This is a genomic window from Spirillospora sp. CA-128828 (genome assembly GCF_050945415.1).
Lineage (GTDB): Bacteria > Actinomycetota > Actinomycetes > Streptosporangiales > Streptosporangiaceae > Spirillospora.
Genome location: NZ_CP191986.1, coordinates 5,892,071 through 5,903,578, shown reverse-complemented (window position 1 = coordinate 5,903,578; position 11,508 = coordinate 5,892,071). Strand labels below are relative to the sequence as shown.

10 protein-coding genes are annotated in these 11,508 nt (G+C 73.2%); 2 read left to right on the top strand and 8 right to left on the bottom strand.

What is annotated here, in order from left to right; genetic code table 11:
- From ACQPXG_RS28725 to ACQPXG_RS28710, 4 genes are read right to left on the bottom strand one after another with little or no spacing between them, the layout of a single operon-like run.
- Entirely contained in the window at window positions 1-1,953 is a 1,953-nt protein-coding gene (locus ACQPXG_RS28725; protein ID WP_433462238.1) for a VWA domain-containing protein, read from the bottom strand.
- Window positions 1,950-2,552 carry a histidine phosphatase family protein gene (locus tag ACQPXG_RS28720; RefSeq protein WP_433462237.1) on the bottom strand — a complete coding sequence of 201 codons (603 nt, stop codon included), beginning with the start codon at window positions 2,550-2,552 and terminating at the stop codon, window positions 1,950-1,952. The genes ACQPXG_RS28725 and ACQPXG_RS28720 overlap by 4 nt, the downstream gene beginning before the upstream one ends.
- Complete coding sequence (locus ACQPXG_RS28715; protein WP_433462236.1) at window positions 2,501-3,247, bottom strand: CbtA family protein; 747 nt, start codon at window positions 3,245-3,247, stop codon at window positions 2,501-2,503. The genes ACQPXG_RS28720 and ACQPXG_RS28715 overlap by 52 nt, the downstream gene beginning before the upstream one ends.
- A gap of 8 nt (window positions 3,248-3,255) precedes the next feature.
- Window positions 3,256-3,441, bottom strand: coding sequence for a CbtB domain-containing protein (locus tag ACQPXG_RS28710; protein WP_433462235.1), 186 nt, complete (start codon window positions 3,439-3,441; stop codon window positions 3,256-3,258).
- Between the two features lie 313 nt (window positions 3,442-3,754).
- On the opposite strand from ACQPXG_RS28710, the gene ACQPXG_RS28705 reads away from it, so the two are divergent.
- Window positions 3,755-4,663 (top strand): class I SAM-dependent methyltransferase, encoded by a 909-nt coding sequence (locus ACQPXG_RS28705; protein ID WP_433462234.1) that lies wholly within the window; start codon window positions 3,755-3,757, stop codon window positions 4,661-4,663.
- Window positions 4,664-4,711: 48 nt separating this feature from the next.
- Window positions 4,712-5,557 carry an LLM class F420-dependent oxidoreductase gene (locus tag ACQPXG_RS28700; protein ID WP_433462233.1) on the top strand — a complete coding sequence of 282 codons (846 nt, stop codon included), beginning with the start codon at window positions 4,712-4,714 and terminating at the stop codon, window positions 5,555-5,557.
- Between the two features lie 5 nt (window positions 5,558-5,562).
- On the opposite strand, the gene ACQPXG_RS28695 is transcribed toward ACQPXG_RS28700, so the two are convergent.
- The 4 genes from ACQPXG_RS28695 to ACQPXG_RS28680 all read right to left on the bottom strand — a co-directional run bounded on the left by ACQPXG_RS28695 (window position 5,563) and on the right by ACQPXG_RS28680 (window position 11,496).
- Window positions 5,563-6,339 (bottom strand): Fpg/Nei family DNA glycosylase, encoded by a 777-nt coding sequence (locus tag ACQPXG_RS28695; protein ID WP_433462232.1) that lies wholly within the window; start codon window positions 6,337-6,339, stop codon window positions 5,563-5,565.
- Window positions 6,340-6,357: 18 nt separating this feature from the next.
- Window positions 6,358-8,451, bottom strand: coding sequence for a SpoIIE family protein phosphatase (locus tag ACQPXG_RS28690; protein ID WP_433462231.1), 2,094 nt, complete (start codon window positions 8,449-8,451; stop codon window positions 6,358-6,360).
- A gap of 133 nt (window positions 8,452-8,584) precedes the next feature.
- A complete protein-coding gene (locus tag ACQPXG_RS28685; protein WP_433462230.1) occupies window positions 8,585-10,519 on the bottom strand; it encodes an amino acid transporter in 1,935 nt (644 codons plus the stop codon).
- A gap of 110 nt (window positions 10,520-10,629) precedes the next feature.
- On the bottom strand, window positions 10,630-11,496 hold the full coding sequence (locus ACQPXG_RS28680) for an alpha/beta fold hydrolase (protein WP_433462229.1): 867 nt from the start codon (window positions 11,494-11,496) through the stop codon (window positions 10,630-10,632).
- Window positions 11,497-11,508: the final 12 nt, after the last annotated feature.

The following is an 11,508-nucleotide window of genomic DNA, read 5'->3' as shown; positions in this document are numbered from 1 at the left end:
TCAGGCCGCCTTCCTGTGGTCGCGAACGATTCCGTCGAGGTCCGCCAGCGGGACGAGCCGTGCCCCGAGCCGTGCCGCCAGCCGTCCCGCGAGACCGAGCCGGACCGGGCCGTCCTCACAGTCCACGACGATCCCGGCGGTCCCCGCCAGCAGCCCGGCGGCCCGGTCCGCGTCGCCGCCCGCGGTCGCCCGCCCGTCGGTGACGACCACGAGCAGCGGACGCCGCGCCGGGTCGCGCAGCCGCTCGGCGCGCAGCACCTCCGCGGCACGGACGAGCCCGGCGGCCAGCGGCGTGCGGCCCCCGGTCGGCAGCGCCCGCAGCCGCGCCGCACCGGCCTCGACCGAGGACGTCGGCGGCAGGACGAGGTCGGCGGTCCGCCCCCGGAACGTGATCAGGCCGACCTTGTCGCGGCGCTGGTAGGCGTCCAGCAGCAGGCTGAGGACGGCGGTCTTCACCGTCGTCATGCGGCGGCGCGCGGCCATCGAGCCGCTCGCGTCCACCACGAACAGCACGAGGTTGCCCTCCCGGCCCTCGCGGGTCGCCTCGCGCAGGTCGCCGGGCTTCAGCAGCAGGCCCGCGCCGGACCGTCCGCGCGCCCTCTGGTGCGGTGCGGCGGCCAGCAGCGTCGCCACCACGTGCGGATCGCGGACCCGGTCCGCCGGGCGGCGTGCCCCGGTGACCCGGCCCCGTGCCGTCCGCGACCGGGACCGCCGGCCCGCCACGCCGTCACCGACACCGGGAACCTCCAGCAGCGGCACCGCGTGCGGCGCCGCCACCGCCGCCACCCGCTCGCCGCCGCCCCCGGACCGCTCCTCCCGCTCGCCCTGCTCGCCCGCGGACTCCGGCCCCGCCTGGGAATCGGCGCGGCCCCCGCCGTCGTCCGGCGGGCCGCCGTCACCCGGTGGAACACCGCCGCCCGGGGGAGGGTCATCGTCGTCGGGGGACGAGCCGTCCAGGAGCTCGTCCAGCAGCGACTCGTCCAGGCCCGGCGCGTCGAACGGGTCGCGGCGACGCCGGTGCGGAAGCGACAGCCGGGCCGCGGCGCGCACGTCCTCGGCCGTGACCGCGTCCCGCCCCTGCCAGGCGGCGTGCGCGAGGGCGGCGTTCGCCGTGACGAGGTCGGCGCGCAGCCCGTCCACCTCGAACCCGGCGCACACGGCCGCGATCTGCTCCAGCCGCTCGTCCGGCAGCCGCACGCCGTCCAGCCGTTCCCGCGCGGCGGAGATGCGGTCCGCGAGACCGGACTCGGCGTCCGCCCACCGCGCCGCGAACGCGGCGGGATCCGCCTCGAACGCCAGCCGCCGCCGGACGACCTCGGCGCGCTCCTTCGGCTCCCGCGACGCCTTCACCTCGACCGTCAGCCCGAACCGGTCGAGGAGCTGGGGACGCAGCTCACCCTCCTCGGGGTTCATCGTGCCGACCAGCAGGAACCGCGCCGCGTGCCGCACCGACACCGACTCGCGCTCGACATAGCAGGTGCCGAGCGCGGCGGCGTCCAGCAGCAGGTCCACCAGGTGGTCGTGCAGCAGGTTCACCTCGTCCACGTAGAGGACGCCGCGGTGCGCCGCCGCGAGCAGCCCAGGCTCGAACGCCTTGACGCCCTCGGTCAGCGCCCGCTCGACGTCCAGCGATCCGGCGAGCCGGTCCTCGGACGCGCCGACCGGCAGCTCCACCAGCGCCGACGGCCGCCGCCCGGCCGGTCCGCCCGCCTCGTGCGGGCCGTCCGGGCACAGCGGGTCGGGTGCCGCCGGGTCGCACCCGAACCGGCAGCCGGCCACGACGTCCACGGCGGGCAGCTGGGCGGCCAGCGCCCGCACGATCGTCGACTTGGCGGTGCCCTTCTCGCCCCGGACCAGCACACCGCCGACCCGCGGCGAGACGGCGTTGAGCAGCAGCGCCAGCTTCAGGTCGTCCAGCCCGACGACGGCGCTGAACGGGTACGTGGCGTTCAATCGAGGACCTTCCGGTTGACGTGGGCGACCCGCCAGCCGTCCCGGGCGGCGGTGAGCCTCGTGGTGGACAGCGGCGCGACGTCGATCCGATCGGCCGCCGGGACGGCGATGCCGAGGGCGTGCCCGAGCGCGGCACGGATGACGCCCGCGTCGCAGACCGCGATCCCGGACGGCCCCGTGCCGAGCCAGGCCGCGACGCGTGCCGCGAAGGCGGCGCGGCTCTCGCCGCCGTGCGGGACGGCGTGCGGGTCCGCCAGCCAGCTCGCGAGCGCGTCCGGCTCGTCCCGCGCGACCTGCGCGTAGCGGACACCCGCCCACCGGCCGTGGTCGGCCTCGGCGAGGGCGGCCTCGGTGCGGGCGTCGAGACCGAGCGCGGCGCAGGTCTCCCGGGCGGCGCGGGCAGGGGATGACCACGCGTCGCCGTCCGGCAGCGACCCGGCCAGGGCCCACGCCCTGGCCAGGCCGGACGCGTCGGCGGCGGGATCGGCGGGGAACCGGGCGTCCCGCATCCCCGCCGACGTCGCGTGCCGGACGAACAGCACCCCGTTCAGGCCGGTGCGGGGGCGCGCGCGGGACGCGCCGCCCGGTCGCAGAACCACCCGAACAGCGTCCCGAAGGACGCCCAGAACACCAGCTGCGTCCCGAGCGAGGTGATGCGGAACTGCCACAGCAGCGTGGCGGGGAACCCGTCCGGCACCTCGTCCACCCCGGGAAGCAGCAGCGACGCCACCGCCACCGGGACGACGAACGCGAGCACGGCCGCGGGCCACCGGGCCCACGGCCCGCCCGGCACGCTGCGCGCCGTGGTCACGGCGATGGCGGCGGAGAGCAGCCCGACACCGATCATCGCCAGGTACAGCACGGTCCGGGTGTTGATCGTCTCGGGGTCGCCCACCGCCGGCGGGTTCGCCGGATACTTCACGAACGGGACGAGGATGACCGCGGCGAAGGCCGTCCCCGCGGTGGCGAGCGCGAGCCCGCCGTCCGACCGGGGGCCGACCCGTCCGCGCAGTCCGGCGAAGACGAGCGCGAACACGCCGCCGACGGCGAGCCCGTAGAGCCCGGTGGCGAGGAAGAGCCCGGCCTTCTGCGTGCCGCGGCTCACCTCTTCGCCGTGCTCGTGCTCATGCGCGCCGGCGCCTTGCCCGTGCTCGTGCTCGTGTGCGGCGGCGGCCTTCTCCAAGGCGATCGCCTCGTCGATGCGGGGCTCGCCGGCCGCGAACGCGAAAACGCCCGCGACGAGACCGGCCAGCAGGCCCAGAAGCAGGCCCCTGACCAGCAGGGTGCGCACCATGCGGCGGCCTAGTGGCAGGGCACGCCGAGCAGGTGCCGCCCGTCGTGCATCAGCTCGTGGAGGTAGCCGCCGGTCTGCGACACGGCGCCGTTGTCCATCAGGACGAGGTAGCCGAGGAGCAGCAGCGCGGGCACCGCGAGCAGCCAGGGAATGAGGCGGGGAAGGGGGATGTGGCGAGCCGACAGCGTGCTCACGGAGCCTCCGTAGGGGATCTTGCGCGTCCCGGACAATGAGGTCGCGATCACCCGAGCGACCTGGCTCCCGGGATCTGCGTCCCGGATACAGTGGCGCGTCCGCACCGGCTTCTCACCGGATTTCCCTCGGGCAACCGTGAATCAGCCGAACCGTACGGCTCCGCCGGCGCCCCTGTCAACAGCACCCCCGGCCGGGTTCGTCACCGAGCGGATACACAAAATGGCCGGATGTTGCCATAATGGCAGTCTCACCTATCATGACGACCTCCTTTCGTGTCCCCCCTCCCGAACACGATGACGCTGGAGCCGTCCTATGATCAGCCAAGAGACCGACCCCCCCGCCACCCTCGACGACGTCAAGGGGTGGTTCCCCAAGGTCGACCAACTGCTCTTCACCTGGTTCCTGGAACGCCAGGAACGCGGGGAACAGCGCGGCGATCTCGTGGAGCTCGGCTCCTACCTCGGCAAGAGCGCGATCCTCATGGGCCGCCACCGGCGCGAGGGCGAGACCTTCACGGTATGCGACCTGTTCGACTCCGAGGCGCCGGACGACTCCAACCAGGCGGAGATGAAGGGCTCGTACTCCACCCTGACCCGCCAGGCGTTCGAGGCGAACTACCGTGCCTTCCACGACACGCTCCCGGAGATCGTCCAAGGTCCGACCTCGCTGATCCTGGACCACGTCCAGCCCGGGACCTGCCGATTCGTGCATGTGGACGCGTCCCATCTGTACGAGCACGTGCACGGCGACATCCGGGCCGCGCACGCCATGCTCCCCCCCGAGGGGATCGTCGTGTGCGACGACTACCGGTCCGAGCACACTCCCGGGGTCGCCGCCGCGGTGTGGGAGTCGGTGGCCGTCGACGGGCTGCGCCCGATCTGCGTCACCACCCAGAAGCTCTACGGCACGTGGGGCGACGCCGCCGCCGTCCAGGACGAGCTGCTCGACTGGCTGGCCGGGCGGGACGACGCCTGGCACGAGACCCAGCAGGTCGCCGGGCGGCGCCTCGTCCGCGTCAAGGGCAAGTCGGCGGCGCGCTCCAAGCCGAACGATGTGAAGGGGCTGAAGGAGCGTCTCGCCAGGACGGAGAAGCGGCTGGCCCGTGCGGAGGAGGGGCTCGCCCGCGCCCGCAAGGAGCTGGAGTCCGTCCGCAACTCGGTCAGCTTCAAGATCGGCCGGAGTGCCACCGCCGTGCCGAGGGCGCTGCGCCGCGACCGGTGAGCGGGCCGGCCCCGGCGCTGGGTTAGAACGCGTTCTAGTATCGCCTTCATGCGACACGGCATCGTGCTCTTCACCAGTGACCGGGGCATCACGCCCGCCGCCGCCGCGAAGGCCGCCGAGGAGAACGGGTTCCACACCTTCTACGTCCCCGAGCACACGCACATCCCGGTCAAGCGCCAGGCCGCGCACCCCGGCACCGGCGACGAGACGCTCCCGGACGACCGCTACAGGCGCACGCTCGATCCCTGGGTCTCGCTCGCGTCCGCGGTCACCGGGACGTCCACGATCCGGCTCGCCACCGCCGTGGCGCTTCCGGTGGAGTCCGATCCGATCACGCTCGCCAAGGCCATCGCGACGCTCGACCACCTGTCGGGCGGCCGGGTCACGATCGGCGCCGGATTCGGCTGGAACACCGACGAGCTCGCCGACCACGGCGTCCCCGCCGGTTCGCGCCGGACGGTGCTGCGCGAGTATGTGGAGGCCATGCGGGCACTGTGGACGCAGGAGCAGGCGTCCTACTCGGGGCAGTTCGTTTCGTTCGGCCCGTCCTGGGCGTGGCCCAAGCCCGTCCAGCCGCACATCCCGCTGATGATCGGGGCGGGCGGCGGCCCGAAGACGCTCGCGTGGATCGCCGCCCACGCCGACGGGTGGATGACCACCCCGACCGAACGCGACATCCTGGCCAAGGCCGCCGCCCTCCACGCGGCCTGGTCGGACGCGGGCCGCGCCGGACGGCCGGAGATCTCCGTCCTGGCCGCCACCCGCCCCTCGGCGGAGGACATGGCCGCGTGGGAGGAGGCCGGCGTCACCGAGATCATGTGGGGCCTGCCCGACAAGCCCGCCGACGAGGTCATCGCCTTCCTCGCCCGGCACGCCCGGCGTCTCGGCCTCTAGAAGACTCATGCCGGCTGGCAGGTGCGGCACCAGACCGTCCGGCGGCCGGAGACGCGACGCCCGGAGAGGGGCGTTCCGCAGCGGGGACACGGGCTCTCGGGCTCGTCGCGGGCCCCGGTGAGCCAGGTGGCGCGCGGCGGCACCCGTCCGGCCCTGACCGATGCGCGCAGCACACTGCGCATCGCCCGGTGCAGGCCGGTGATCTCGGCGTCGTCGAGGCCGCCGGCGACGCGGAGCGGGCTGATCCGGGCCCGCCAGCAGATCTCGTCCGCCAGCAGGTTGCCGAGGCCGGCGAGGACGGACTGGTCGGTCAGCGTCGGCTTGAGCCGTCCGCGCCGGCCCGAGAGCAGCTCGCCGAGGTCGCGGCGGGAGACCTCGCACGCGTCCGGGCCGAGATCCGCGAGCCGCCGGTCCGCCTGCTCCTCGTCGTCCACCAGACGGATGCCGTGGAGCTTGCGCATGTCGCGGTAGCGCAGCTCGCCGTCCGGCAGCCGCCAGGTGACCCGGTCGTGCCGGTGTCCCTGCTCGCCCGTGGAATGCCAGGAGAGCGAGCCGGTCATCCCGAAGTGCAGCAGCACCACCGGGCCGCCGGCCGGCACGAGCAGCCACTTGCCGTGCCGGCGGGGCTCGCCGAACCGATGGCCGCGCAGCGCCGCGTCCAGCCTCCGGGCGGTGACGCCGCGAAGCACGCCGGCGTCGTGCACGGACACCGAGACGATCGGCTCACCGGTGTGCTCCGCGAGAACCCGGCGGAACCCTTCGACATCGGGAAGCTCCGGCATGGGCCGACCCCGTCGCGGTCAGGGGAGGGCCTGTTCGGCCCAGATGGTCTTGCCCTCCGGTGTCTGCCGGGACCCCCAGCTCTGGGTGAGCTGGGCCACCAGGAGCAGGCCGCGGCCGCCCTCGTCGAAGACGCGGGCCCGGCGCATGTGAGGAGCGGTCGTGCTGCCGTCGGAGACCTCGCAGATGAGCGTCCGGTCCCGGATGAGACGGAGCCGGATCGGGCCCTCGGCGTGCCGGATCGCGTTGGTGACCAGCTCGCTGACGACGAGTTCGGTGACGAACCCGAGCTCGTCGAGACCCCACGCGCCGAGCTGCTCGCCGACCTCCCGGCGGGCGTCGGCGACGATCGCCGGGTCGGCGGGCAGGTCCCAGGTGGCGACGTGGCCCGGGCTCAGCGACCGGGTGCGCGCGACCAGCAGGGCGGCGTCGTCCATGGGAGTGCCGGGCAGGACGGTTCCGAGAACGTGGTCGCAGATATCGTCCAGCGGCGCCGTCGGTGACAGGGACGGCGCCGACAGCGCGTGCCGCAGACGCTCCAGCCCGGCGTCGATGTCGCGGCCGCGGGACTCGACGAGGCCGTCGGTGTAGAGGACGAGGGTGCTGCCCTCGGGAAGCTCGACGTCGACGCTCTCGAAGGGCAGCCCGCCGAGACCGAGCGGTGGGCAGGCGGGCAGGTCGAGGAACTCCACCCCGCCGCCGGGGCCGATGAGCGCGGGCGGGCAGTGCCCGGCGCGGGCCATGCTGCACCGGCGGGACGCCGGATCGTAGACGACGTACAGGCAGGTGGCCCCGACGTCGTGCTCCGCCTCGGCGTCGGACTCGGGGGCGAGCCGGCCGACCAGGTCGTCCAGGTGGGTGAGCAGCTCGTCGGGCGCCAGGTCGATGTCGGCGAGTGTGCGCACCGCCGTGCGGAGCCGGCCCATGGTGGCGGACGCCTGCAGCCCGTGCCCGACGACGTCGCCGACGACCAGGGCGACGCGAGCGCCCGAAAGGCGTATGACGTCGAACCAGTCGCCGCCGACGCCGGCATGGGAGCTCGCGGGCAGGTAGCGGCCCGCGACCTGCACGGCCGACGTCTCCGGGATCCGCCGGGGCAGCAGGCTGCGCTGCAGCGCCAGCGCGGTGGTGTGCTCGCGGGTGTACCGGCGGGCGTTGTCCAGGCAGACGGCCGCCCTCGCGGTGAGCTCCTCGGCGATGAGCACGTCGTCGGCTTCGAAGGGGTCCGGGCGGCGGCCGCGCAGGAACGCGGCGACGCCGAGGGTGAGGCCCCTGGCGCGGATCGGCACCGTGATGACCGAGTGGAGCCCGTGCTTGCGGACGCTGTTCGCCCGGTCCGGGTTGTGGCTGATCGAGGGGAGGAAGGCGGGGTCGTGGAAGCCGGTCGTCACTGTCTCGCCTGTGGCCAGGGCACGGGCCGAGGGGGCGGAGTCCGGATAGTGATCGATGTCGCCGAGCTTGATCACGGTTTCCGGGACGCCCTCGTTGACGGACTGGTGGGCGGTGCGGCGCAGTGCGATCGTGGCGGGCAGCGGCCCGGGGAGCGGCTCTTCCCCCTGGAAGACGGAGTCGAGCAGATCGACGATGGCGAGGTCGGCCAGCTGCGGCACGGCCACGTCGACGAGCTCCTGCGCGGTCCTGGTGATGTTCAGCGTGGTGCCGATGGCCGTGCTCGCCTCGTTCACCAGGCTCAGCCGTTGCCGCGTCCGGTACTGCTCGGTGACGTCGAGGACCCCGATCAGGATGCCCTGCGTGCCGCCCCTCTCGTCCTTGAGGGGGGAGACGGACACCGACCAGGCCCGCTCGCGGGCCTCGCCGGGCACCCGGCGGTAGGTCTCCCGCTGCACCGGCTCCCCGGTTTCGAGCACCTGGCGCATGTACCGCTCCAGGGTGTGGAACTGGGGGGTCGGGAACGTCTCGGCGATGCGCCGCCCGCGGAGCCGGTCCTCGGTCGTCTGGAACATCTGGCACAGGCGCTCGTTGACGCGCAGGACCACCAGGTTCCTGTCGTGGATGGCGAGCGCGAACGCCGACTGGGTGAACGCCCAGTCGATGAAGGGCTGCTGGAGCTCCATAGCCACTGGCAGCCCTTCGGTGTGCGCGTCCGATGTCATGCGCTCCGCCCCCGCAGGAGTCTCATCTCCCGTCGTCGCAGGTCAGACAATCAACTTACCAGGAGGCAAGGCGGACGTGCCATGGATCACACCGGCCGCCGCTGTCACGGTGTGATCACGCGGCTCCGTATGGTCAGCCGACGTGGACGATGGGCCGGCGCTCGATGTCCGGCTCGGCCTGGCGGAGGATCTCGCGGGTGAGGGGCGGGATGTCGCCGCCACCGAAGATCAGGTAGCGCAGCAGCGCGCCGACCGGGTTGCCTTCCACCCAGTGGAAGTAGACGTGCGGGTGCTTGCCGGTCTCCTCCTGGATGTGCAGCAGGATCGCGGCGATGGCGTTGGCGATGCTCGGGCTCTCGGTGCGCAGGATCCGGTAGCCGTGCCGCTCCTCCCCGGTGACCTGCACGGTGGACTCGAACTCCGAGGCGTCGGAGACGGTCACCTCCAGGAACAGCAGTCCTTCGTCGTCGCGCAGGCGGTGCAGGGCCCACGCCTCCTCGGCCTTGTCCAGGTACTCCTGGCGGTCGCGTTCGTCGGGTTCGTTGGCGATGATCCGCAACTCGCCGGCGTCGTCGAGGAACCGGCGGGCGGCCGTGTCGAAGTCGACGCCGGTGATGCGCAGTTCGGTGGAGCGGGTCGCGCGGGAGATCAGCGACGTCACCACGATGGCGATGCAGAACAGCACCGCGATCACCAGGCCGTCGGGGCGCTCGATGATGTTGGCGATGGTCGCGTACACCAGGATCAGCGTGACCAGGCCGAACGCGGCGCCGACGCGGCGCCGGCCGCTCTTCCAGGCCGCGAGCGTGGCGGCGACCGCCGCGGACAGGATCAGTGCGAGCACGCCCGTGGCGTACGCGCCGCCCTGCGCCTCGACCTCCGCGCCGAAAAGCAGCGTGATCGCGAACGAGACGACCGTGAAGATGAGGACCAGCGGACGGGTCGCGCGGGTCCAGTCCGGCGCCATCCCGTACCTCGGCAGGTACCGCGGGACGATGTTGATCAACCCGGCCATGGCGGAGGCACCGGCGAACCACAGGATGGCGATGGTGCTGATGTCGTAGGCGGTGCCGAACCAGTCGCCCAGGTTCTCGTGCGCGAGGTAGGCCAGGGCCCGGCCGTTGGCCTTGCCGCCCTCCTCGAACTCCTTCTTCGGGATCAGCACGGTCGTGGCGAAGCTGGAGGTGATCAGGAAGACGCTCATGACGGCGGCCGCCGTGGTCAGCAGCTTGCGCGTGCCCTGGATGCGCTGCTCCAGTTCGCCCTTGACCAGCGGCATCACGGCCACTCCGGTCTCGAACCCCGACAGCCCCAACGCGAGCTTGGGCATGACGAACAGCGACACCGCGATCATCGCGACCGGGTTGGCGTGCTCGGCGGTCAGCACGTTGCCCCAGTCGGTGACCAGCCCCGGGTGCGTCACGACCTTGGCCAGCGCCGTCCCGACCACCACGACGTTCAGGGTGAGGTAGACCGCCACCAGCACGACGGCGATGGAGATGGCCTCGCTGAACCCGACCAGGAAGATGCCGCCGAGCGCGGCGATCAGCACCAGCGTGACGGGCACCTGCCAGCCTGCCATCGCGTCCGGCACGAACGGGTTGTGCAGCAGGTGGGCGGTCGCGTCGGCGGCCGACAGGGTGATCGTGACGATGAACGCCGTCGCGACGAAACCGAGCAGGAACAGGACCAGCAGCTTGCCGCGCCACCCGGGCAGCAGCCGTTCCAGCATCGACAGTGAGCCCAGCCCGTACGGGCTCAGCCCGGCCACCGACCGGTACACGGGCAGTGCCCCGAACAGGGTCAGTGCCACCAGCAGCAGCGTGGCGATCGGGCTGAGAGCGCCCGCGGCCAACGCGGCGATGCCCGGCTGGTAGCCCAGGGTGGAGAAGTAGTCGACGCCGGTCAGGCACATCACCTGCCACCAGCGGTGCTGCTTGTGGGGCGCGTCCTCGTGGGACGGGGCCGGCCGGTGGTGCGGGCCGGCCTTGCGGCCGGGGCGGTGGAGCCCCTGCAGCAGCCATCGCCGCATGCCCTCACCCGTGTCCGGCTGGAGTGACGCGCTCATCCGAACCCACCTCGGTCTTCCACACCCGGGCTGATAAAACAGCACACCCTACTGGGGCGCCCGCCCATCGCGCGCGGGCGGCCCAGAGAAAGATCGGACGAGAGCGGCGGTCAGGCGCCGTCGAGGATCTGGCGCAACCTGCGAGCGAACGCCTCGGGTTGGCCTGCGTAACCGAACTCGCCGCCCATGAAGCCGCCGTGATGGCTCGGGAACACCGTCACCTGCTGACCGAGCAGTTCGGCCGTCGCCACCGCGGTGCGTCCGGTGAAGGTTCCGCCGGACTCCTCACCGACCGCGATCACGACCCGCGTGGGCGCCGCGGCGATCGCACCGGCGTCGGGCCGGTAGCCGCTGACCGCCCAGGACCGGTCGGAGAGCAGCGGATCGTCGCGGGAGCCGTCGTCCTCGGCCGGCATCCCGAACGCGGCGGGATCGGGTGCGGGCCGGGCGAAGTAGTCGTCGGTGAACTCGCCCTGCCACGACGTCATGGCGATGAACGCCGCCATGCCGGCGCCCGGACCCTTGGCCTCGTAGGCGTCCCGGACGCCGTCCCGGGCGCGCTCGGCGGCCCGGGCGTCGGGAAGGACCGGGATGAGCGGCGGCTCGTGCGCCACCAGGGTGGTCACGTCGTCGGGGTGCGCCGTCACCAGGGCGAGCGCGGTCACCGCACCGCCGCTGCTGGCGAACATCTCGACCGGGCCCGCGCCGAGCGCCTCGATGAGGGCGTGCACGTCGGCGGCCTGGACCTCGGGCACGTTGTCGACCCGGCCGTCCTTGCGGGTGCTGCGGCCGAGACCGCGCGGGTCGTAGGCGACGACGGTGCGCTCGGGGAAGTACGACGCGAGCGTGCGGAAGCCGCTCGCGTCCATGGGCTGGCCGATCATGACCAGCGGCGAGCGCCCGTCGGCGGTCGGGAGCGGACCGTGGACGTCGTAGACGAGACCGACTTCGGGTGTCTGGAGCGTTTGCGTAGCCATGACCAGGTAGAC